Annotated in this window: 14 protein-coding genes and 4 pseudogenes; 14 read left to right on the plus strand and 4 right to left on the minus strand. The window is 72.2% G+C overall.

Going from position 1 to position 22,478, the window contains the following annotated elements:
• Positions 1 to 104 precede the first annotated feature (104 nt).
• Positions 105 to 2,694, minus strand: a pseudogene (glgP, locus tag DA06_RS00390) (alpha-glucan family phosphorylase).
• Positions 2,695 to 2,874: 180 nt separating this feature from the next.
• On the opposite strand from glgP, the pseudogene DA06_RS00395 reads away from it, so the two are divergent.
• Together DA06_RS00395 and treS are read left to right on the plus strand one after the other, a co-directional pair.
• A pseudogene (locus DA06_RS00395) lies at positions 2,875 to 4,889 on the plus strand (maltotransferase domain-containing protein).
• A gap of 110 nt (positions 4,890 to 4,999) precedes the next feature.
• Positions 5,000 to 6,673 (plus strand): annotated as a pseudogene (treS, locus tag DA06_RS00400) (maltose alpha-D-glucosyltransferase); the annotation flags it as partial.
• A gap of 470 nt (positions 6,674 to 7,143) precedes the next feature.
• On the opposite strand, the gene DA06_RS00405 reads toward treS, so the two are convergent.
• Positions 7,144 to 7,575, minus strand: coding sequence for a hypothetical protein (locus DA06_RS00405; RefSeq protein ID WP_043496497.1), 432 nt, complete (start codon positions 7,573 to 7,575; stop codon positions 7,144 to 7,146).
• 112 nt (positions 7,576 to 7,687) lie between these two features.
• Here DA06_RS00405 and DA06_RS00410 point away from each other — a divergent pair, with 112 nt between their 5' ends.
• From DA06_RS00410 to DA06_RS00445, 8 genes and pseudogenes are all read left to right on the plus strand, one after another.
• Positions 7,688 to 8,362, plus strand: coding sequence for an SWIM zinc finger family protein (locus DA06_RS00410; protein WP_052436176.1), 675 nt, complete (start codon positions 7,688 to 7,690; stop codon positions 8,360 to 8,362).
• A 120-nt stretch (positions 8,363 to 8,482) separates the two neighbouring features.
• Positions 8,483 to 8,923, plus strand: coding sequence for a Fur family transcriptional regulator (locus tag DA06_RS00415; protein ID WP_043496502.1), 441 nt, complete (start codon positions 8,483 to 8,485; stop codon positions 8,921 to 8,923).
• A gap of 27 nt (positions 8,924 to 8,950) precedes the next feature.
• Positions 8,951 to 10,441 (plus strand): annotated as a pseudogene (locus DA06_RS00420) (catalase); the annotation flags it as partial.
• A 187-nt stretch (positions 10,442 to 10,628) separates the two neighbouring features.
• Positions 10,629 to 11,114, plus strand: coding sequence for a cation:proton antiporter regulatory subunit (locus DA06_RS00425; RefSeq protein WP_043496505.1), 486 nt, complete (start codon positions 10,629 to 10,631; stop codon positions 11,112 to 11,114).
• Between the two features lie 10 nt (positions 11,115 to 11,124).
• A complete protein-coding gene (locus DA06_RS00430) occupies positions 11,125 to 12,273 on the plus strand; it encodes a cation:proton antiporter (RefSeq protein ID WP_043496506.1) in 1,149 nt (382 codons plus the stop codon).
• A gap of 71 nt (positions 12,274 to 12,344) precedes the next feature.
• Positions 12,345 to 13,112, plus strand: a complete 768-nt coding sequence (locus DA06_RS00435) for an enoyl-CoA hydratase-related protein (protein ID WP_043496509.1) — start codon at positions 12,345 to 12,347, stop codon at positions 13,110 to 13,112.
• A 139-nt stretch (positions 13,113 to 13,251) separates the two neighbouring features.
• Positions 13,252 to 15,333, plus strand: coding sequence for a SpoIIE family protein phosphatase (locus DA06_RS00440; protein ID WP_052436177.1), 2,082 nt, complete (start codon positions 13,252 to 13,254; stop codon positions 15,331 to 15,333).
• Positions 15,320 to 15,649, plus strand: coding sequence for a hypothetical protein (locus DA06_RS00445; RefSeq protein ID WP_043496511.1), 330 nt, complete (start codon positions 15,320 to 15,322; stop codon positions 15,647 to 15,649). The genes DA06_RS00440 and DA06_RS00445 overlap by 14 nt, the downstream gene beginning before the upstream one ends.
• Here the strand turns inward: DA06_RS00445 and DA06_RS00450 are convergent.
• Entirely contained in the window at positions 15,634 to 16,236 is a 603-nt protein-coding gene (locus tag DA06_RS00450; RefSeq protein WP_043496562.1) for a TetR/AcrR family transcriptional regulator, read from the minus strand. The two genes, DA06_RS00445 and DA06_RS00450, sit on opposite strands and share 16 nt — an antisense overlap.
• A 66-nt stretch (positions 16,237 to 16,302) precedes the next feature.
• Between DA06_RS00450 and DA06_RS00455 the strand changes: the two genes are divergently transcribed.
• Genes DA06_RS00455 through DA06_RS00470 form a run of 4 tightly spaced genes read left to right on the plus strand, consistent with a single transcriptional unit; the run spans position 16,303 to position 22,091 of the window.
• Positions 16,303 to 17,880: a carboxyl transferase domain-containing protein gene (locus tag DA06_RS00455; protein WP_043496513.1), complete on the plus strand. Its 1,578-nt coding sequence runs from the start codon at positions 16,303 to 16,305 to the stop codon at positions 17,878 to 17,880.
• A gap of 3 nt (positions 17,881 to 17,883) precedes the next feature.
• Positions 17,884 to 19,911 (plus strand): biotin carboxylase N-terminal domain-containing protein, encoded by a 2,028-nt coding sequence (locus DA06_RS00460; protein WP_043496515.1) that lies wholly within the window; start codon positions 17,884 to 17,886, stop codon positions 19,909 to 19,911.
• Between the two features lie 50 nt (positions 19,912 to 19,961).
• Positions 19,962 to 20,918, plus strand: coding sequence for a hydroxymethylglutaryl-CoA lyase (locus DA06_RS00465; RefSeq protein WP_418608292.1), 957 nt, complete (start codon positions 19,962 to 19,964; stop codon positions 20,916 to 20,918).
• 9 nt (positions 20,919 to 20,927) lie between these two features.
• Entirely contained in the window at positions 20,928 to 22,091 is a 1,164-nt protein-coding gene (locus tag DA06_RS00470; protein WP_043496518.1) for an NAD(P)H-dependent flavin oxidoreductase, read from the plus strand.
• On the opposite strand, the gene DA06_RS00475 is transcribed toward DA06_RS00470, so the two are convergent.
• Positions 22,084 to 22,323 carry a hypothetical protein gene (locus DA06_RS00475; RefSeq protein ID WP_418606684.1) on the minus strand — a complete coding sequence of 80 codons (240 nt, stop codon included), beginning with the start codon at positions 22,321 to 22,323 and terminating at the stop codon, positions 22,084 to 22,086. The two genes, DA06_RS00470 and DA06_RS00475, sit on opposite strands and share 8 nt — an antisense overlap.
• Positions 22,324 to 22,478: the final 155 nt, after the last annotated feature.

Here is a 22,478-nt window from a genome sequence, read left to right on the forward strand (position 1 = left end):
CCGCGGTCGCGCGCGGCCGGGAGCGGCGGGCAGCGGCCGGGACAGAGAGGAAGGCCCCTGCGCCGGTGGCGCAGGGGCCTTCCTCGTCGGCCGTGGAGGCCGGCTCAGTGCTCCGCCGACGTCGCCAGTCCGAGCTCGGTGGGCGCGGCCAGCATCGGGTTGTCCGGCACCACGCGGACGGTGTAGCCGAACGGGCCGGTCGCGTCGAGGACGTGGGACGCGGCGAACGCGTGGCGTCCACCCTCGAAGCTCTCGGTGTGCTGGAGCGGGAAGACGCCCATGACCGTGATCGAGTCGTTGTCGTCCACCAGCCCGCCGACGGCCTGGACCTGCACGTCCTCGGGCCGCAGCTCGCCGAGGTCCACGTAGGCCGTCACGCGGATCCGGTCACCGACGTTGACGACGTCCGAGACGCCCTCGGACTCGACGTGGTCGACGCGGACGCCCTGCCAGCCGGAGCGGACCCTGGCCTTCCAGCCGGCGAGCTCGCGCGCGCCGGCCAGGCCGTCGCCCGCGATCTGCCGCGAGCTGCGGGCGACCGGCGTGTACAGGGTGGTGACGTACTCCCGGACCATGCGCGTTGCCTGGACCTTCGGCCCCAGGGTGGCGAGCGTGTGGCGCACCATCTCCATCCAGTGGCGCGGGACGCCGTCGGCGTCCCGGTCGTAGAACCGGGGCACGACGGTGTCCTCGAGCAGCTCGTACAGGGCCGCGGCCTCGAGCCGGTCACGCTCTGCCTGGTCCTGCACGCCGTCGGCGGTCGGGATGGCCCAGCCGTTGCGGCCGTCGTACCACTCGTCCCACCACCCGTCGAGGATCGAGAGGTTGAGGGCGCCGTTGAGGGCGCACTTCATCCCCGAGGTCCCCGAGGCCTCCAGCGGCCGCAGCGGGTTGTTCAGCCACACGTCGCAGCCCGGCATCAGGCGCTGCGCCATCGCAATGTCGTAGTTCGGCAGGAACACGATGCGCTCGCGCACGCCGACGCCGTCGGCGAACTGCACGAGCTTCTGGATCAGCCCGACGCCCTGCTCGTCGTCCGGGTGCGACTTGCCGGCCACCACGATCTGGATCGGCCGCTCGGGGTCGGTCAGCAGCCGGGTGAGACGCTCCGGGTCCGAGAGCATGAGCGTGAGCCGCTTGTAGGTGGGCACCCGGCGCGCGAACCCGATCGTCAGGACGTCCGGGTCCAGCACGTCATCGGTCCACCCCAGCTCCGCCGGCGAGGCACCGCGGTCGAGCCACGACTTGCGCACCCGCCGGCGCGCCTCCACGACAAGCTTCCGCCGCAGCGTCGCACGCATCTGCCACAGCTCGGAGTCGGACAGCCCGCCCTGCTCGGCCGGAAGGAGGAAGCCCTCCCCGGACTCGATCTGCTCCGGCTCGAGCTTGCTGCTGACGAGGTCGGCGAACGCCGGGTCCCGCCAGGTCGCGCCGTGGACGCCGTTGGTGATGGAGGTGATGGGCACCTCGGTGGTGTCGAACCCGGGCCAGAGCTGGTGGAACATGCCGCGCGAGACCTTGCCGTGCAGCTTCGCGACACCGTTGGCCCGGCGGGCGGTGCGCAGGCCCATGATGGCCATGTTGAACACGGCCGGGTTGCCCCCCTCGAAGTCCTCGGCACCCAGCGCGAGCACCTTCTCCAGCGGGATGCCCTGGATCTCGGCGCCGCCGCCGAAGTACGCGGAGACGAGGTCCGTGCCGTACCGGCTGATGCCGGCCGGCACGGGGGGTGTGGGTGGTGAAGACGGTGCCCGCCTTGACGGCCTCCAGCGCCTCCTCGAAGGTGAGCCCCTCGCCCTGGACGAGCTCGCGGACGCGCTCGACGGAGAGGAAGCCCGCGTGGCCCTCGTTGCAGTGGTACACCTGCGGCTCCGGCGCACCGGTCAGCCGCGAGTAGGTGCGGACGGCCTTGACGCCGCCCATGCCGAGCAGGAGCTCCTGGCGCAGCCGGTGCTCGGCCGAGCCGCCGTAGAGGCGGTCGGTGACCCGGCGCGCGGAGTCGTCGTTCTCGGCGATGTTGGAGTCCAGCAGCAGCAGCGGCACCCGGCCCACCTGGGCCACCCAGATCTGCGCGTGGAGGGAGCTGCCGCCGGGAAGGGGCAGCGTCACGCGCGCGGGTGTGCCGTCGTCCTCGCGCAGGAGCCTCAGCGGCAGGTTGTCGGGATCGAGGAGCGGGTAGGTCTCGTGCTGCCATCCGTCGCGCGTGAGGGACTGCTTGAAGTAGCCCGCGCCGTAGAGGAGGCCGACGCCCACGATCGGCACCCCGAGGTCCGACGCCGACTTGAGGTGGTCGCCCGCCAGGATGCCGAGACCGCCGGAGTACTGCGGCAGCGCGGCGGTGATGCCGTACTCGGCAGAGAAGTAGGCGATCGCGTCGGGCTTGTCCGGGTCGGTCAGCTCCTCCTGGTACCACCGCGGCTCGGAGAGGTAGGTGGCGATGTCCTCGTCCAGCCGGCGGACCTCGGCGATCAGGGTGGGGTCGGCCGCGAGAGCCTCGAGGCGCCTGGGGCTCAGGGAGCCCAGCAGCGCGACGGGGTCGCCGTGGACCCGCTCCCACAGCTCCGGGTCGAGCGAGGCGAAGACGTCGCGGGTCGGCGTGTGCCACGACCAGCGCAGGTTCTGCGCCAGGCGGTCGAGCGGGGCGAGCGCCTCGGGGAGGACGTTGCGGACGGTGAAACGACGGATGGCTCTCACCCGCACGAGTCTAGACATCAAACGTGAAAACGTTGCAAGGACTTTCAGGGCCATTTGCAAGCCGGCGGGGCACCGCCCCGTGGGTCCAAACTGCCATGTGGGCCGGACCTCGATAGGTTCTTCGCTGTGAGCACCACCCAGCCCCAGGACCGTGCCCGCACGACCGGCACGAGCCCGTCCGTGCCCCGACCCGCTCCGTTCGCACCGATCGGCCGGATCCCGGTCGTCGAGGTCTCTCCCGTGCTCGAGGACGGGCGATGGCCCGCCAAGGCGACCGAGGGCGAGGCCTTCCCGGTGCGTGCGACCGTCTTCCGCGAGGGCCACGACGCCGTCGCCGCCACGGCCGTGCTCGTCGCCCCGGACGGCACGGACCACTCGCGGGCGCGCATGCGCGACGTCGCGCCCGGTCTGGACCGCTACGAGGCGTGGCTGGTCCCCGACGCCCCAGGCAGCTGGGGCTACCGCGTCGAGGGGTGGTCGGACCCCTACGGCACCTGGGCCCACGACGCCAGGCTCAAGATCGACGCCGGTGTCGACGTCGAGCTCATGCTCACCGAGGGCGCGCTCGTGCTCGGGCGCGCCGCGGACCGCGGCCTGCCGGCCGACGCCGCCGCCGTCCTGAACGACGCCGTGGCGGCCTGCGCGACACCGGCCGGCCGGCGCAGGCCCGCCTCGCCGCGGGCACCGGCGAGGAGGTCCGCGCCGTGCTGGAGGCGCATCCGCTGCGGGACCTCGTCTCCCCGTCTGCCACGTACCCGCTCGTGGTCCACCGCGAACGCGCCCTGTACGGGTCGTGGTACGAGATGTTCCCCCGCTCGGAGGGCGCCCGGCGCGACCCGGAGACCGGCCGGTGGGTCTCCGGCACGCTGCGGACCGCCGCGGAGCGGCTGCCCGCGATCGCCGACATGGGCTTCGACGTCGTCTACCTGACCCCGGTCCATCCGATCGGCTCCACGAACAAGAAGGGCCGCAACAACACCCTCGAGTCCACGCCCGAGGACCCCGGCTCGCCCTACGGCATCGGGAGCCCCGACGGCGGGCACGACGCGATCCACCCCGACCTCGGCACCTTCGCGGACTTCGACCACTTCGTCGCCCGCGCCCGCGAGCTCGGGATGGAGGTCGCCCTCGACGTCGCCCTGCAGGCCTCCCCGGACCACCCGTGGGTCACCGAGCACCCCGAGTGGTTCACCACGCGGGCGGACGGGTCGATCGCGTACGCGGAGAACCCGCCGAAGAAGTACCAGGACATCTACCCCCTGAACTTCGACAACGACCCGGAGGGCATCTACACGGCCGTCCGCGACGTGCTGCAGACGTGGGTGGACCACGGCGTCACCGCGTTCCGGGTCGACAACCCGCACACCAAGCCGCTGAACTTCTGGCAGCGCCTGCTCGCCGAGTTCCACGAGCGTCACCCCGAGGTCATCTTCCTCGCGGAGGCGTTCACCAGGCCGGCCATGATGCGCACGCTCGGGGCGATCGGGTTCCACCAGTCGTACACGTACTTCACGTGGCGCACCTCCAAGGGCGAGATCGGCGACTACCTCACCGAGCTCGCCACGCAGACCGACTCCCGGATGCGGCCGAGCTTCTGGCCGACCACCCACGACATCCTCACGCCGTACATGCAGCAGGGCGGCACGGCCGCCTTCGCCATCCGGGCCGTCCTTGCCGCCACGGGCTCGCCGACCTGGGGCATCTACTCCGGCTACGAGCTGGTGGAGAACGTCGCCCGCCCCGGCGCCGAGGAGCAGATCGACAACGAGAAGTACGAGTTCAAGCAGCGCGACTGGTCGCTGGCCGACAGCCTGGGCATCGCGGACCTGCTGCGTACGCTCAACCGGATCCGCCGCGCGCACCCGGCGCTGCAGCGTCTGCGCGACGTCCACGTCCACCCGACCACCGACGACGCGACGCTCTGCTTCTCGAAGCGTGTGCCCGCCGAGCACTCCCCGACCGGCCAGGAGGACACCGTCGTCGTGGTGGTGAACCTCGACCCGTACGCCACCCGGGACGGCCTGGTCCACCTGGATCTGGAGGCCCTAGGCCTGCACCACCCGGGCAGCGACGCCCCCGTCATGGAGGTGACCGACGAGCTCGGCGGCGAGACGTACCACTGGAACGCCCACCCGTACGTCCGGCTCGACCCGCACGGCCGCTGCGCGCACATCCTGAGCGTGAGGGCCCTGTGAGCGCCCCCGCGACCGGCGCCGGCCCGCACGGGGCGGACGCCGCACACTCGGCACCCGTGGCGACCCGGACCGCTCCCCCGGCGGGGACCCTGCCGGCCCCGACGCACCCGGTGCGTCACCTCGGTGCCGACCGGCCGGGGCTCACGCCCGACGCCGACTGGTACCGCAAGGCCGTCTTCTACGAGGTGCTGCTGCGCGCCTTCCACGACTCCGAGGGCTCGGGCACCGGAGACCTGCGCGGCCTGATCGACCGCCTGGACTACCTCCAGTGGCTCGGGGTCGACTGCCTGTGGCTGCCGCCGTTCTACCCCTCGCCGCTTCGCGACGGCGGCTACGACGTCTCGGACTACACCTCGGTGGACGGCCAGTACGGCACCGTCGAGGACTTCACCGAGCTGATGGACGAGGCCCACGCGCGCGGCATGCGCATCATCGTCGACCTGGTGATGAACCACACCAGCGACCAGCACCCGTGGTTCCAGTCCTCCCGCTCCAACCCGGACGGCCCGTACGGCGACTTCTACGTCTGGTCGGACACGACCGAGCGCTACCAGGACGCGCGCATCATCTTCGTCGACACCGAGACGTCCAACTGGACGTTCGACCCGGTGCGCCGGCAGTACTTCTGGCACCGCTTCTTCTCCCACCAGCCGGACCTGAACTTCGAGAACCCGGCCGTGAAGGAGGCGATGTTCGACGTCGTGCGGTTCTGGTGCCGCCTCGGCGTCGACGGCTTCCGCCTCGACGCGGTGCCCTACCTCTACGAGGAGGAGGGCACCAACTGCGAGAACCTCCCCCGCACGCACGAGTTCCTCGCGGACCTGCGCGCGATGGTCGACGCCGAGTTCCCCGGCACGATCATGCTGGCCGAGGCGAACCAGTGGCCCGAGGACGTGGTGCAGTACTACGGCACCGACGAGCGGCCCGAGTGCCACATGTGCTTCCACTTCCCGGTGATGCCGCGGCTCTACTACGCGCTGCGGGAGCAGCGGGCGAGCGCGATCCGGGACATCCTCGCCGACACCCCGCCGATCCCGGGGGGCGCGCAGTGGGGCACGTTCCTGCGCAACCACGACGAGCTGACCCTCGAGATGGTCTCCACCGAGGAGCGTGCCGCCATGTACGGCTGGTACGCGGAGGACCCCCGGATGCGCGCCAACGTCGGCATCCGGCGCCGGCTCGCGCCGCTGCTGGGCAACTCCCGCGCCGAGATCGAGCTGGCGCACGCGCTGCTGCTCTCGCTGCCCGGGTCGCCGACGCTGTACTACGGCGACGAGATCGGGATGGGCGACAACATCTGGCTGCCGGACCGGGACGCGGTCCGCACGCCGATGCAGTGGACCCCCGACCGCAACGCCGGCTTCTCCACGGCCGACCCCGGCAAGCTCTACCTGCCGGTGGTGCAGTCCCTGGTCAACCACTACGCCGCGGTCAACGTCGAGGCGCAGCTCGCGCAGCCCACGTCCCTGCTGCACTGGGTGCGCGGGATCCTCGAGGTCCGTCGTCGCCACCCCGTCTTCGGCACGGGCGACTTCGTGCCGCTGCACGTGGACAACGACGCCGTGCTCGCGTTCACCCGCAGCGACGAGCACGAGACGATGCTGTGCGTCATGAACCTCGCGAACACGCCGCGCGCGGCGAAGGTCCGCATGCCCGGGCACTCCGGGGCGAGCCTGACCGACGTCTTCGGCGGGGCCCGCTTCCCCTCCGTCGACCCCGACGGCACGATGTCCATCACCCTCGGTTCGCGGGACTTCTTCTGGCTGCTGGTCTCCCGTCCCGACGACGGCGAGGCGGCCGCCCCGCTCGGCGGGCTGCCGGCGTCCGTGCGGCCCGCGGAGCCCACCGGGACCACGGCGGAGCAGGAGGAGGCGGTCACCCCTGCCAAGCCCTCGGCCGAGTCGCCCGCCGCGCGGCCCGAGACGTACGTCGTGCCGACGTCCACGTCCGCGCACGAGCGTCGCGTCGAAGGCCTGGCGGAGTTCGCCGGTCGCCGCGGGAGCAGCAAGGCGCTGACCGAGGCCCGGGCGCTCCACGCTGTGCTCGCGGAGCTCGCCGGCACCGACGGGCTCGGCGGCACCGACGGGCTCGTCAGTGCCGGTCCGCCGGCGGCGGGTGTCCCCTCCGGTGCGGCATCGTGACGGGCTACCTGGGCCCGTCGCGGCTCGTCGACCGGGGTGCCGACCGTGAGCTCGCGCTCGCGACCGCGCTCGGTGTCACCCCGGACGGCGTCGTCGACCATCCCCGGTTCTTCTCAGGGTTCCTGGCCCGTCCGGACGTGGTCGCGGCCGGCCTGCTCGCGCTCGCCGACGTGGCGGCCGCCCGGTACTTCGACCCCAGCTTCAGCCTGCTCGCGCTCGATCCCGTGATCACCGCCGGCGGCACCATGCTCCGCGCGGAGTCGTTCTCCGCGTGCAACGGCGTCTACGCCCGCCTCGATCTCGGCGCGGAGTCCTTCGACGGTGGCGACATCGGCTTCGGCACCACGAACGTCGATCTGAACGACCCGCTGCGTACGGCCCTCGCGTCCCTGCGCCGCACCGAGCTGGTGCACCTCGAGGTGGGCACCGACGGGATGAGCGTGGCGACCCCCGACCGGGCGCACCACGAGCGCAAGGTGGAGCTGCCGGACCGGTGGGTCCGCGGCTTCGCCGAGACGCCGGTGGTCGGCGCGGCCATGCGTCACGTCGCCACGCTGACGCGGCCCCAGGCGACGAACCTGCTCGTCGGTCTGCCGGGCGGCTCAGCACCCGGACCGACGCTCCACCTCGCACCGGCGCCCGGGGGGACTGCGGCCGGTGCCACGCTCCACCGGCGGTGCCGTCCGGCTCGCCGGGACCGGGCGGCTGACGGCCTACCGGCGCCTGCTCCGGTTCTTCTCCCGCCTCGACGTCCACGCGCACGACGGCGGAGCGAGCGCCTGGGTCTTCACGCTCCCGGGCGCCGCCTTCACCCTCATGCTCTCGCCCGAGCCGCACCGCGGCTTCTCCGGCGAGGGCGGGCTGCTCCTGGACCTCGCCCGGTCGGGCAGTGCCACGGACGAGGACGACGTCGCAGGCGAGCTGCTCCCGCTCCTCGCCTGGCAGCAGCGGCTCGACCCCGGCGAGCTCGCGCCCTGCGCCGGCGTGTCGGTCGCCGCGGTCAGTCACGGCCTCGGCGTCGTCGCCGCGTCGGGACGGCTCGGCCTCGACCTCACGACGGGCACGTACTTCCACCGGGAGCTTCCCCTCGACGCGGGGCGGGTGGAGAGGGACAACCCCCGGCTCAGGGCGGCACGGAAGCTGGTGGCCGCGGGCGCCGTCGTCGCCACCGAGGGCGGCTGGCGGGTGAGCGGGCCGGGCAGCGTGCACTGGGTCCGCGGCGACGTCTCGCGTCCGACCTGCACGTGCACGTGGTGGGCCAGGTACGCCGGGAACCGCGGACCGTGCACGCACGTGCTCGCGGTGCAGGTCGCGCGGGCGTCGCGGCCCTGACGTCGTCCTTCGGCTGCGTGTTCGGGGCTTGCCGGCCAACGCTGAACAATCGGACGGTGAACGTCACCTGAACCGACTCCGAAACTTGAACGGTTCCAGACAACGTGATTAAGTAACGACATGTCCGTTACCCACACCGAGCTGCTGCGCGAGGCGCGGCTGCGGGTGACGGCGCCCCGGCTGGCCGTGCTGGCGGAGGTCGCCGAGCACCCGCACGCCGACGCCGAGACCGTCCGGGCCGGCGTGCACGAGCGGCTCGGGACCGTCTCCACGCAGGCGGTCTACGACGTCCTGCACGCCCTCACGGGCGCCGGGATCCTGCGCCGCATCGAGCCGGACGGCTCGCCCGGGCGCTACGAGCTGCGCCGCGGCGACAACCACCACCACGTCGTCTGCCGCGCGTGCGGCGCCGTGGCGGACGTGGACTGCGCCGTCGGGCACGCTCCGTGCCTCACCGCGAGCGAGGACCACGGCTTCGTCATCGACACCGCCGAGGTCATCTACTGGGGCACCTGCCCCTCCTGCCTTTCCGCACACGCACCATCGAAGGAGATCTCTTGAGCGAGACCCCCCGGCTACCAGCCGCCCTCGACCACGCAGTTCGGCGCTCCCGCCGTCTCGGACCGCAACTCCCTCAGCGTCGGCTCCGACGGGCCGCTGCTGCTTCACGACGTCCGCCTGGTCGAGACCCTCGCCAGCTTCAACCGCGAGCGTGTGCCGGAGCGCAACCCGCACGCCAAGGGAGCCGGCGCGTTCGGCGTCTTCGAGACCACCGGGGACGTCTCGCGCTACACCAAGGCCGCCCTGTTCCAGCAGGGCGCGAGGACGGACATGCTCGCCCGCTTCTCCACGGTCGCCGGCGAGCAGGGCTCGCCCGACACCTGGCGCGACGTCCGCGGCTTCGCGCTGAAGTTCTACACCTCCGAGGGCAACTACGACCTCGTCGGCAACAACACCCCGGTGTTCTTCCTGCGCGACCCGATGAAGTTCCCGCACTTCATCCGCTCCCAGAAGCGCACTCCCGCCTCCGGCCTGCGCAGCGCCGACATGCAGTGGGACTTCTGGACGCAGAACCCCGAGTCCGCCCACCAGGTCACGTACGTCATGGGCCAGCGCGGCCTGCCGAAGACGTGGCGCCACATGAACGGCTACGGCTCGCACACCTACCTGTGGGTCAACGCCGCCGGCGAGAAGTTCTGGGTCAAGTACCACTTCCACACCGACCAGGGCATGGAGTTCCTGAGCAACGAGGAGGCCGAGGCGCTCGCCGGCTCGGACGCCGAGTACCACCGCCGCGACCTCTTCGACGCCATCGAGCGCGGAGAGAACCCCAGCTGGACGCTCTCGGTCCAGGCCATGCCGTACGAGGACGCCAAGACCTACCGGTTCAACCCGTTCGACCTGACCAAGGTCTGGCCGCACGCGGACTACCCGCTCATCAAGGTCGGCACGATGACGCTGAACCGGAACCCGAAGAACTTCTTCGCCGAGATCGAGCAGGCCGCGTTCGCCCCGTCGAACACCGTCCCGGGCATCGGCGTCTCCCCGGACAAGATGCTGCTCGGCCGCGTCTTCGGCTACGCCGACGCCCAGCGCGCCCGCATCGGCACCAACTACCAGCAGCTCCCGGTCAACAAGCCGATCGTGCGGACGAACGACTGGACGTTCGACGGCAACATGACGTTCGAGCACTCCGGCGACGCGCCGGTCTATGCCCCGAACTCCTTCGGCCGCCCGTGGTCGGACGAGCGCGGCCCCGTGGACGAGGGCTGGGAGGCCGACGGCGAGATGGTCCGCAGCGCCTATGCCCTGCACGCCGAGGACGACGACTTCGGCCAGCCCGGCACCCTCGTCCGCGAGGTCTTCGACGACGCCCAGCGCGATCAGTTCGTCGAGACCGTCGCCGGCGCCCTGTCCGGCATCACGCACGACGTCGTCCTCCAGAACGCGTTCCAGTACTGGAAGAACGTCGACAAGCAGATCGGCGACCGCATCCAGGCCGCGGTGCTCGCCGGCAAGGGCGACCCGCAGGTCGGCCTCGACAACGAGGCTGTCGAGGAGCCCGTCGGCGTCCGCTGACCCTCTTCGCTCGCCCGATCCAAGGCGCGAGACGTCAACTTCTCCTCGAGAAGTCACCCTCGCGCCCGCAGCAGGCCCGGTGACCGCTCCGGCGGTCACCGGGCCCTCGGCGTCGTCTCCCCCTGCAGTTTCGCTCGTAGCCACCGTTAGCCCGGTTCCAGCGACCGCCCGGTGTAACCATGAGCAGATGGACGTGGTCGAGACCCTGCTGCCGGGTGTGGGCATCCGCTACGACCTGACGACGAGGTCCGGCACGCTGATCGCGATCGTCATGAAGCGGGAGGGCACCGTCGAGCTCGCCGTCTACGACTCGGACGATCCGGACCGGGCGACGAGCGTGCTGCAGCTCGACGCCGAGGAGGCCGACGCCGTGGCCGACGTGCTCGGCGCGCCACGGATGGCGCACCGCTTCGCCGACCTCTCACGCGAGGTGCCGGGCCTGAGCTCGGCCCGGGTGACGATCCGGCCGGGCTCCCCCTACGACGGCAAGCCGCTGGGGGAGACGCGGGCGCGCACCATGACCGGCTGCTCGATCGTCGCCGTCGTCAGGGGCTCGGACGTCGTGCCCGGGCCGGGACCCGAGGAGGTGCTCCACCAGGGTGACGTCCTCGTGGTGGTCGGCTCGGAGGCCGGGCTGGAGAAGCTCGGTGCGCTGCTGAGCGTCGAAGGCTGAGGAGCATGCCATGGAGGGCGCCGCCGTGCTCCTCCTGGAGCTCGGTGCGGTGTTCCTGCTGCTGTCGCTGCTGGGCATGCTCGCCCGCGGCGTCGGCCTCTCGTCGATCCCGCTCACCCTCGTCGCCGGGCTGGCGCTGGGCGAGGGCGGGATCGCGGCCCTCACGGAGGCCGGACCGTTCGTCGACGCCGCGGCGCAGATCGGCCTCGTGCTCCTGCTGCTCGCGCTCGGCCTGGAGTTCTCGTCCGCCGAGCTCGTGGAGTCGTTGCGTCGGCATACGCCGTCCGGGTTCGTCGATCTCGCGCTGAACGCGACGCCCGGGCTGGTGGCGGGATTCCTCCTCGGACTGCCGTGGCAGGGGGCCATGGCGCTGGCCGGCGTGACGTGGATCTCGTCGTCGGGCATCGTCGCCCAGCTGCTGGACGACCTCGGCCGGCTCGCGAACCGTGAGACGCCGGCCGTGCTGTCGCTGCTCGTCCTCGAGGACATGGCGATGGCGATGTTCCTGCCGCTGCTCACGGTCGTGCTCGCGGGCGGCGGCCCGTTACGGGCCCTGAGCGCGACCACCCTGGCGGTCGGTGCGGTGCTCCTCGTGCTCGCGGCGGCCCACCGGCACGGGCACCGGCTCGGCAGGCTGCTGAGCCACACCGACGACGAGCAGGTGCTGCTGCGGCTCTTCGCGCTGACCATGCTGGTGGCTGGGCTCGCGCAGGCCGTGGGGGCATCGGCTGCCGTCGGCGCGTTCCTCGTGGGAATCGCCGTCCCCGCCTCCTTCGCGGACCGGGCCCGCACGATTCTCCGTCCCCTGCGAGACCTCTTCGCCGCGATCTTCTTCTTCGCGTTCGGTCTCTCCATCGACCCGGGCGCGGTGTGGCCGGTCATGCCCGCGGTTCTGGCGCTGGCGCTCGTCAGCGCCGGCACGAAGCTTGCCACGGGATGGTTCGCCGCCAGGAGAGACGGCGTGGGACGGCGTGGTCGTCGCCGCGCGGGTGCGGCGCTGGTGGCACGGGGCGAGTTCTCCATCGTCATCGCCGGGCTGGCCGTCGCGGCGGGCGTGGCGGGTATCGGCCCGCTCGCCACCGGGTACGTCCTCGTCCTCGCCGTCGCGGGACCGCTGCTGGCCCGCGTGGGCGCCCGACCGCTTCAGAGAGGGCACTGAGAGTCGGGCCGGACGCCCCCGGCCTCCCGACGGCGGTACGGTCGGTGGCGGCACCGACGAAGGGATCCGGCATGGCCGAGCTCGTCCACCTCGACGTCGCCGGCGGCGTCGGCACCATCACCCTCGACTCCCCGACGAACCGCAACGCCCTGTCCGCGGCGCTGCGCCGCGACCTCGCCGCGCACCTGGCGACGGCGATCGACGACGACGCCGTCCGGGTCATCGTGCTCACCCACACCGGAGACGTCTTCTGCGCCGGTGCCGACCTGAAGGAAGCCAGAGGTGCCGACGCCGACACCCAGGGTGTCGGTGAGCTGCCCGACCTGCTCGTCTCCCTCATGAGCGCCCCCAAGCCCGTGGTCGCCAAGGTGACCGGCACCGCGCGCGCCGGGGGCATCGGCCTCGTGGCCGCGTGCGACCTCGCCGTCGCGGCCGACGACGTCACCTTCGCCTTCCCCGAGGTGCGGCTCGGTCTCGTGCCGGCCGTGATCTCGGTCCCGCTCCGCCGTCGGGTCCACCCCCAGGCGCTGCGCCGGCTCTTCCTCACCGGGGAGGTCTTCGACGCCGCAGCGGCGGTACGCATCGGCCTGCTCGACGCCTCGGTCGCCCGCGACGGCCTCGGGGAGGAGCTCGCGCGGTACACCGACGCGCTGCTCAGGGGCGCCCCGCGCGCCCTCGCCGCCACCAAGGCCGTGCTCGCCGACCCGCCGGACGAAGACGCGCGCGAGCTCGAGGTGCTCGGCCGGCTCTCGGCCGCCCACTTCGCCTCGGCGGAGGGCCAGGAGGGCCTGGCGGCCTTCGCCCAGAAACGGCCGCCCTCGTGGGCGCCGTCGAACTAGGACCTGCCGAACCAGGACATAAGGGACGCACGAGGTGCGGTTCACCGGATTCCGTGCGTGCGCCGTCGGTCGGCGGGCCTTGCGTGGCTTACGCTTGCAGCACCGAACTTGGGTCGTTCTCCCGACGCGACCGCACTGAGTGGAGGACACCCTGTACACCGAAGATCACGCGTCCGGCGGCAACGTCGCCTGCCGGACGCACGGCGTCACCGGTCCACCCTCCGGCCCGGCGGACAGCTACGCGCAGGAAGCGCTCGCGATGGCAGGCATGGGCGCCTACCACTTCGACCTCACCTCGTCGCTGATCTGGCTCGACGGTCGGGCGGCCGAGCTCCTCGGCGTGCCTCAGGAACCAGGCCCGGTCCTGGCCGCGGCACTCGCCGGACGGATCCACCCGGACGACCGCCCGACGCTGGCGCAGGTGGTCACGGCCAGCAGGACGGGTGCCGACACCTTCGAGGCCGAGTTCCGCACGGCCGGATCGCCCGACCGCTGGATCGCCACCCGGGGCACGGCCACCCGGGACGAGACCCGCGGCCACGTGACCCGCCTCGCCGGCGTGGTCTTTCCGAGCGTGCGCACGAGCCTCCACCACGCCGCCGAGCTGGTCGAGGACCTGCCGACGGCGTTCTTCTCGCTCAGCCGCGACTGGCGGTTCTCGTACGTCAACGCGGAGGCCGAGCGTGTCCTCGGACGCTCGCGCGAGGAGCTTCTCGGCGGCGACATCTGGGAGCTCTACCCGGCCGCCGTCGACAACACCTTCGAGACCTACTACCGCCGCGCCATGGACTCCGGCGAACCGGAGAACTTCGACGCGTACTACCCGGAGCCGCTCAACGCCTGGTACGAGGTGCGGGCGATGCCGACGGCCGAGGGCCTCTCGGTGTACTTCTTCGACGTGACCGAGCGGCGCCGGCTCCAGGAGGAGACCGAGCACGTCGCGCGCCGTGCGGAGCTCACCGCGGCCGTCACCACCTCGCTCGCGCAGACCCTGGACGCGGAGGAGGCCGTCGCGGCGCTCGCACGGGCTCTCGTTCCCGACCTCGCCGACTGGTGCGTCGTGACCATGGCCGACCTCGAGGGCCCCGGCACTCCCGACACGATGCGCGACGTGGGCTGGTGGCATGTCGAGGCCGCCGAGCGGCCGCTGGTAGAGGAGTACTCCCGCCACCGCATGAGCGCGCTCCGGGGCGAGTCGTTCCTGCTGCGCACGCTCCGCACGACCGACGTCGTGCGCGTGCCTTCCGACGCGACCGCGCGCATCCGGGAGGTGCTCCACCCCGGCCGGGCCCAGGAGCTCCTCGAGCAGCTCGCTCCCGAGTCCGTGACCGTGCTCCCGCTCCGCGGCCGCGGCCGCACCCTCGGTGCCATCAGCCTCTTCAACGGGCCGGGGCGACCGCCGCTCGCCGGCGCAGATCTGCTCACGGCCCGGGACATCGCAGGCCGCGCCGGCCTGGTGCTCGACAACGCCTACCTCTACGCCAGCCAGCGCGGCGTCGCCGAGGAGCTGCAGCGTTCCATCCTCACCGACCCGCCGCAGCTCGAGCACCTGGACGTCGCGGTGCGCTACGTGCCGGCGGCCCAGGCGGCGAAGGTGGGCGGCGACTGGTTCGACGTCTTCCAGCACCCCGAGGGCCAGACCGTCGTGGTGATCGGGGACGTCACCGGCCACGACCTGCACGCCGCCGCCACGATGGGGCAGCTGCGCTCCATGCTCAGGGGGATCGCGACGACGACGGAGCCGGATCCCGCCACGCTCCTCACCCAGCTCGACCGGGCCATCGACGCCGTCGCCCCCGGGACCGTCGCGACCGCCGTCGTCATGGTCGTCGAACCGACGGGGGACCGCGGCGACGCACTGGTGCGCTGGTCCAACGCGGGCCACCCGCCGCCGATGCTTCTGGACGGCAACGGGAGCGCCGCGCTCCTCGCCGGGACGAACTTCCTCCTCGGCCTGCGCCCGGGGACGGCGCGCGACGAGCACAGGCTCACCGTCCCGCCCGGCAGCACGCTGGTGCTCTACACCGACGGGCTCGTCGAGCGACGTGACGCCGGCGGGCTGCGCGCAGGGCTGGACCGGCTGCAGGAGACCCTGCGGCAGCTGCGCGACGAGCCCGAGACCGAGCGGCTGTGCGACCAGCTGGTCCGGCGGCTCCTGCCCGCCGCACCCGACGACGACATGGCCCTCGTGGCCGTGCGGCCGCGCCGTGCAGCCGGCTGAACTCATCGCGTCCGCGCGGGAGCAGGACGTCCTCAACGCAGTCTTCGCCCTGCAGCTCTACAACGCGCGCGACGCGTGGCGGTCGCCGGAGCAGGGCAAGATCGACGTGCACAGGGCGCTGGACGACGCTTTCCCGCCCGGCGAGATCGACGACGCCCTGGCCCGGTCCGACACTCTGATCGGCGACGCGAAGGACGTGGCCTTCGGCGAGTGGCACGCCGACCAGCACCTGCGCGAGCTGGCGGCGCGCCATCCCGGCTTCACCGCCGAGCACGTGCGCGACGCGCTCAGCTGGGGGTACTACAACGCCCGCTGAGCTGGGGCGCGGTCGGTCGCCGCGTCCAGCGCGGCGACCGCCATGTCGCCGAGCAGGCGCATCATCTCGGAACGGCCGAGGCGTGCGCTGTGCGGGGTGGAGTTGATGAGCCCGAACGCGGCGTGCGCCGCGGCCCGGGCGCGCTGCGCGTCGAGGCCGGGGGAGCGGCGGCGCAGAACGTCCACCCACGTCTCGACGTAGTCGTGCTGGAGCCCGCGCACGCGTCGCCGCTCGGGCTCCGTCAGCCGGTCGAGGTCCCGCGACTGGATGGTGATGAGCGCCGGATGGTCGAGCGCGAAGGAGACGTGCCAGTCCACGAGAGCCTGCAGCGCCGTCACCGGGTCGCCGTCGGCCAATGCGACGCGCGCCCGCCCTTCGCGGAGCAGCTCCTCCGAGATCCCGACGAGCAGCTCGGCGAGGATCGCGTCCTTGCCCGCGAAGTGCTTGTACAGCGCCGGGCCGGAGATCCCGACGGCGGAGCCGATGTCCCCGACCGAGACGCCGCCGAAGCCGGCGCCGGCGAACAGGTCCGCCGCCGCGGCGAGGATCTGCTCGCGCCTCGAAGGCTTGCCGTCCGGCTCCGACATGGGCACGATGGTACCCACAGCGGTTAACGATCGTTAACACATGTTCTTCGCCGGGGAAGGACGCCGATGCCGACAGCGACGACGCCCACGTCCGCCGGGCTCGCCGACCTCACCGACGAGCTGCGCGAGCGGCTCGCCGCCGTGCGCCTGGGTGGCAGCGCGAGCGCCCGCGAGCGCCATGTCGGGCGCGGCAAGCTGCTCGTGCGCGACCGGGTCGACCGCCTCCTCGACCCCGGCTCGCCCTTCCTCGAGCTCTCGCCCCTCGCCGCGTACGGGATGTACGACGACGACGTCCCGGCCGCCGGCATCGTCACCGGGATCGGGCGGGTGGCCGGGCGCGAGTGCGTCGTCGTCGCCAACGACGCGACCGTCAAGGGCGGCACCTACTACCCGATGACGGTCAAGAAGCACCTGCGCGCCCAGGACATCGCCGCGGAGAACCGGCTGCCGTGCCTGTACCTGGTCGACTCCGGTGGCGCCTACCTGCCCATGCAGGACGAGGTCTTCCCCGATCGCCACCACTTCGGCCGCATCTTCTACAACCAGGCCCATCTCTCCGCCCGCGGCGTCCCGCAGCTCGCCGCCGTCATGGGCTCGTGCACCGCCGGCGGCGCCTACGTGCCCGCCATGTCCGACGAGACCGTCATCGTCCGCGACCAGGGCACGATCTTCCTCGGCGGGCCGCCCCTGGTGAGGGCCGCCACCGGCGAGGTCGTCAGCGCCGAGGAGCTCGGCGGAGGAGAGGTCCACGCCCGCCGCTCCGGCGTCGTCGACCACCTCGCCGACGACGACGCCCACGCCCTCGCGATCCTGCGCTCCGCCGTCGGGACCCTCGAGCGCCCCGCCGAGCCGTCGCTCCGGCAGGAACCGCCCGAGGAACCCCTCGAGGACCCCGCCGGGCTCTACGACGTCGTCCCGACCGACACCCGCACCCCGTACGACGTGCGCGAGGTGGTCCGCCGCGTCGTCGACGGTTCGCGGCTGCACGAGTTCAAGGCCCTCTACGGCGAGACCCTGGTGTGCGGGTTCGCCCGCGTCTGGGGCTATCCGGTGGGGATCGTCGCGAACAACGGGATCCTGTTCAGCGAGTCCGCCCTCAAGGGTGCGCACTTCGTCGAGCTGTGCAACCAGCGCGGCGTCCCGCTGGTGTTCCTGCAGAACATTGCCGGTTTCATGGTCGGCCGGGACTACGAGGCCGGCGGCATCGCCAAGGACGGCGCCAAGCTCGTCACCGCGGTCGCCACCTCGGTGGTCCCCAAGCTCACGATCGTGATCGGCGGCTCCTTCGGCGCCGGCAACTACGGCATGGCCGGCCGGGCCTACGATCCGCGGTTCCTGTGGATGTGGCCCAACGCCCGCATCTCCGTCATGGGCGGGGAACAGGCCGCGTCCGTTCTGGCCACCGTCCGACGAGACGGGCTCGAGCGGGCCGGGCAGGAGTGGTCCATCGACGACGAGGAGGCGTTCAAGGCCCCGATCCGCGAGCAGTACGAGCGGCAGGGCTCGCCGTACTACTCCACCGCCCGCCTGTGGGACGACGGCATCATCGACCCCGTCGATACCCGCCGCGTCCTCGGCCTCGCTCTCGCCGCCGCGGCGAACGCGCCCGTGCCCCGGCCCGCCGCCGCGATGTACCGGATGTGACCCGTGTTCGCCTCCGTCCTCATCGCCAACCGCGGCGAGATCGCGCTGCGGATCATCCGCTCCGCCCGCGCCGCCGGCCTGCGCACCGTCGCCGTCTACTCCGACGCCGACGCGGGCGCCCCGCACGCGCGTGCCGCCGACGTCGCGGTGCGGATCGGCCCCGCCCCCGCGGAGGAGTCCTACCTCGCGATCCCCGCCCTGCTCGACGCCGCCCGCCGCACCGGCGCCGAGGCCGTGCACCCCGGCTACGGGTTCCTCTCCGAGAACGCCGACCTCGCCGCTGCCGTGGTGGACGCCGGGCTCGTGTGGATCGGGCCTCCCGCCGAGGTCGTCGCCCGCATGGGGCGGAAGGATGTGGCCCGGCGCCTCGCCGTCGCCGCCGCCGTGCCGGTGCTCCCCGCGGTGGAGGGGGACGACGACGCCGCCCTCCTCGCGGCGACGGCGGACCTGCCGTTCCCCGTCCTCGTCAAGGCCGCCGCGGGCGGCGGCGGGAAGGGTATGCGCGTGGTGCGCGACGCCGACGCCCTGCCCGGCGCGCTGGCAACCGCCCGTCGCGAGGCCCGCGCCGCGTTCGGCGACGACACCCTGCTGGTGGAGCGGTACGTCGAGCACGGCCGGCACATCGAGGTCCAGGTGCTCGCCGACACCCACGGCAACGTCCTGCACCTCGGCGAGCGCGACTGCTCCGTGCAGCGCCGCCACCAGAAGGTCGTCGAGGAGGCACCCGCACCGACGATCTCCGACGCCGTGCGCGACTCGGTGACCCGAGGGGCCGTGCACCTGGCGCGGGAGGTGGGCTACGTCGGCGCCGGAACGGTGGAGTTCCTGGTAGCCGGGGAGCAGGCGTACTTCCTCGAGATGAACACCCGCCTCCAGGTGGAGCACCCGGTCACCGAGCTGGTCACCGGGCTGGATTTGGTCGCCCTGCAGCTTTCGGTCGCCCAGGGGGAGCCGTTGCCGCTGACGCAGGACGATGTTCTGGTTCGCGGGCACGCCATCGAGGCCCGCGTCTACGCCGAGGACCCGGCCGCCGGGTTCCTCCCGCAGGCCGGCACGGCGGTCGCGGTGCGGTGGCCCGCACGGGCGCGGGTCGACGCCGCCCTCGAGAGCGGTCAGGAGGTCACCACCTGGTACGACCCCCTGCTCGGCAAGGTCATCGCCCACGGCCCGACGCGTGAAGCCGCCCGACGTGCGCTCGTCGCCGCGCTCGACGACACCGCGGTTCTCGGGCTCACCACCAACACCGGCTTCCTCCGCCGCCTCGTCGCCTCCGACGAGCTCCGCGACGCCGCCATCGACACCGCCTGGCTCGACCGCACCACCGGTGCGTTCCCGAGGCCGGCCGACGACGTCGCCCTGTGCGCGGCGGCGTGGGCCTTCGCGGACCGGTCGCGCCGGGCGGAGCCAACAATCCCGTTCGGTGCCGGCGACGGCTGGCGCCTCGCGGGCCCTGCTGCGCCCGTGTTCGCCGAGCTCGAGCACGACGGTGGACACCATGAGCTGCGGGTCGACCTCACCGGCGGCCGCGTCACGGCGGGGGAGAGGTCGTGGTCCGTGCGGCTGGTCGGGACGAGCCACGTCACCAGTGGACCTGCGTCAGATTTGCCCCCTGCTGACTCGCCGCCATCGGAGTTGCCCGCGGGGAGCCACGGCCAGGCCGGTGCCGCGCGGGCTCTGAGGCTGGACGTCGATGGTGTCACCAGTGACGTCATCGTCGTGGCCGATGATCTCGGCGTCTGGGTCGCCCACGAGGGGCAGTCCCGTCGGTTCACGGTGCCGGACCGGCTGGCCGCGGCGGCGGCGCACCACTCCGACGGCCTCGTGACGGCGCCGATGCCGGGCCTCGTCCGGGACGTCAGTGTGCGTGAGGGGCAGCACGTCGAGGCAGGTGACGTCCTCGGGGTCCTCGAGGCGATGAAGATGGAAACCGCGCTGACCGCCCCGCACGCGGGCGCCGTCGAGGTTCAGGTCCGCGCCGGCGACCAGGTGACGCTCGGGCAGACCCTCTTCGCCGTGGGGGAGGAGCCATGACGGTACCTGCCGCGCCTGTCGCCGCCGAGCCGGGCGCCCGACCCGCACCGATGCCCGTCGCTCTCGAAGGGCTGCCCGCGCGCGTCGAGATCTATGAGGTCGGTCCACGAGACGGGCTGCAGAACGAGGCGACGATCCTGCCGGTCGACGTCAAGGCGGAATTCGTCCGACGCCTGGTCGCGGCAGGCCTGCGCACTGTGGAACTCACGAGCTTCGTCCGGCCCGGGCTGGTGCCTCAGCTCGCGGACGCAGAGGAACTGCTCGCCGCAGTCGACCGGACCGACGGCGCGCGGTTCCCGGTTCTCGTTCCCAACGAGCGCGGCCTAGATCGGGCGCTCGCGAGCGGCGTCACGGAGATCGCGATCTTCGGCTCCGCCACCGAGTCCTTCGCCCAGCGAAACCTGGGCGGGTCCGTGGAGGAGTCGCTCGCGATGTTCGCGCCGGTCGTCGACCGTGCCCTCGCCGAAGGCCTGCCGGTTCGTGCCTACCTCTCGATGTGCTTCGGTGACCCCTGGGAGGGCCATGTGCCGATCCCACAGGTTGTCACAGCCGCCACGCGGCTCATGGGACTCGGCTGCTCCGAGCTCTCGCTCGGCGACACCATCGGCGTCGCCACCCCCGGTCATGTAATCGCGCTGCTCGACGCACTCGCCGAGGCGGGCCTGGGATCGGACCGGCTCGCCGTGCACTTCCACGACACCTACGGCCAGGCGCTCGCCAACACCCTCGCCGCTCTCCAGTACGGAGTCACGACCGTCGACGCGGCGGCGGGCGGGCTCGGCGGATGCCCGTTCGCGAAGAGCGCGACCGGCAATCTCGCGACGGAAGATCTGGTCTGGCAGCTCCACGGTCTTGGCATCGAGACCGGCGTCGATCTCGTAGCACTCGCGAGAACGTCGCTCTGGCTCGCCGAGCAGCTCGGCCGCCCCAGCCCGTCCCGCACCGTCCAGGCCCTGGCAACCCAGCTGCCGACCACCGAGCGGCCCCACCCCAGCCGCGCGTCCTGAGGAGAGACCATGCGAACAGCGTTCACCGAGTTGGTCGGCGTCGAGCACCCGTTGGCCGGCTTCAACCGCACTCCAGCTGTGGTCGTCGAGGTTTCCCGTGCGGGGGCGCTCGGTGTCCTGGGTGCGACCATGTACTCGCCGGAGGAGCTGGACGAGCAGCTCACCTTGATCGAGGAGCAGCTCGGCGGTCGACCCTACGGCGTCGATCTCCTCGTTCCCGCCAGGACAACGAACGGTGACCTCGGCGAGCTGGTGGCGGACCTTCGGAGCCAGATACCCGAGGAGCACCGGCAGTTCGTCGACGGCCTGCTCGAGAAGTACGGCATCCCGCCACTGAGCGAGCACGACCAACTCGAACGGCTCGGGAGGATCGACGCCAGCCTCGAGACGAACACCGACGCCGCGCTGGTGGCCGAGCTGCTCGACGTCACCTTCTCCCACCGGGTGGCCCTGGTCGCAAGCGCACTCGGAACCCCGCCGCCGGCGATGCTGGAGCGGGCCAAGGCGCAGGGGGTGCCCGTTGCGGCGCTCGTCGGCAAGGGCGAGCACGCCGAGAAGCAGCTCGCCGCCGGAGTCGACCTCATCGTGGCGCAGGGCACGGAGGCGGGTGGCCACACGGGAAACGTGGCAACGATGGTTCTCACGCCCGAGGTGGTAGGGATCGCCGGTGACGTGCCGGTGCTGGCAGCCGGCGGTATCGCGACGGGACCCCAGCTCGCGGCGGCGCTCGCGCTTGGTGCCGCCGGCGGTTGGGCCGGATCGGTGTGGCTCTCCAGTCACGAGGACGCGGCGAGTCGGGTGATCAAGGAGAAGCTCCTCGCCGCAACCAGTTCCGACACCGTCGTCTCCCCGACGCGAACCGGCAAGGCCGCGCGGCAACTGCGCAGCGCGTGGATCGACGAGTGGCATGCGGCAGGAGCCCCCGAGCCTCTGCCGATGCCGCTTCAGCCGATGCTTGTTCGTGAGGCCTGGGAACGCATCGACGTCGCCGCCGAGAAAGGAAGTGACCGCGCACGGAACCTTGAGTCCTTCTTCGTTGGCCAAGTGGTCGGCAGCTTGAGTCAGCTGCGCCCGACGGCGGAGATTGTGCGGGCCATCGTCGAAGGATGCGAAGCACGGCTTCGCGAGCTGAGCGCGCTCACCGGTGCGAGGGTTGCCGAAGAAGTCAGCTGAGAGACGGGAACACGGCGGGACCCCACGCCGCGCCGACCGCTGCGCCAAGGATCATCGATGGCCCGAACGGCACGTCCGACTTCAGCGTTACCCGACGAAGGGCGAGCAGGACCAGGGCGGCTAGCGCGTTGATCGCGAAGGCAGCGAAGGTGCCGAGAAGAACCTGCGACCAGCCACACCAGCCGAGGAACATGCCGAGGACACCCGACAGTTTGACGTCGCCCAGACCCAAGCCGGCGGGGGTAAACCCATGCGACTACGAAGTAGCTCAAAAGCAGAACAACGCTTGCCGTCCCTGCTCGGACAAGGGAACTCCATGTTCCGGCAGCGGTTGCAGCAATCGTTAGCAGCGCCAGTAGCGCCGGGTACATCGGAAGAACGATGATG

Origin of the sequence: Georgenia sp. SUBG003, assembly GCF_000715355.2 — a bacterium.
Classification (GTDB): Bacteria; Actinomycetota; Actinomycetes; order Actinomycetales; family Actinomycetaceae; genus Georgenia.

What these genes read in the sequence shown, in the direction of transcription:
- DA06_RS00465 (WP_418608292.1), top strand. Translation starts at nt 19,962, where the DNA reads ATGCCCGTCGCTCTCGAAGGGCTGCCCGCGCGCGTCGAGATCTATGAG.
- DA06_RS00455 (WP_043496513.1), top strand. Translation starts at nt 16,303, where the DNA reads ATGCCGACAGCGACGACGCCCACGTCCGCCGGGCTCGCCGACCTCACC.
- DA06_RS00470 (WP_043496518.1), top strand. Translation starts at nt 20,928, where the DNA reads ATGCGAACAGCGTTCACCGAGTTGGTCGGCGTCGAGCACCCGTTGGCC.
- DA06_RS00450 (WP_043496562.1), bottom strand. Translation starts at nt 16,236, where the DNA reads ATGTCGGAGCCGGACGGCAAGCCTTCGAGGCGCGAGCAGATCCTCGCC.
- DA06_RS00430 (WP_043496506.1), top strand. Translation starts at nt 11,125, where the DNA reads ATGGAGGGCGCCGCCGTGCTCCTCCTGGAGCTCGGTGCGGTGTTCCTG.
- DA06_RS00425 (WP_043496505.1), top strand. Translation starts at nt 10,629, where the DNA reads ATGGACGTGGTCGAGACCCTGCTGCCGGGTGTGGGCATCCGCTACGAC.
- DA06_RS00415 (WP_043496502.1), top strand. Translation starts at nt 8,483, where the DNA reads ATGTCCGTTACCCACACCGAGCTGCTGCGCGAGGCGCGGCTGCGGGTG.
- DA06_RS00435 (WP_043496509.1), top strand. Translation starts at nt 12,345, where the DNA reads ATGGCCGAGCTCGTCCACCTCGACGTCGCCGGCGGCGTCGGCACCATC.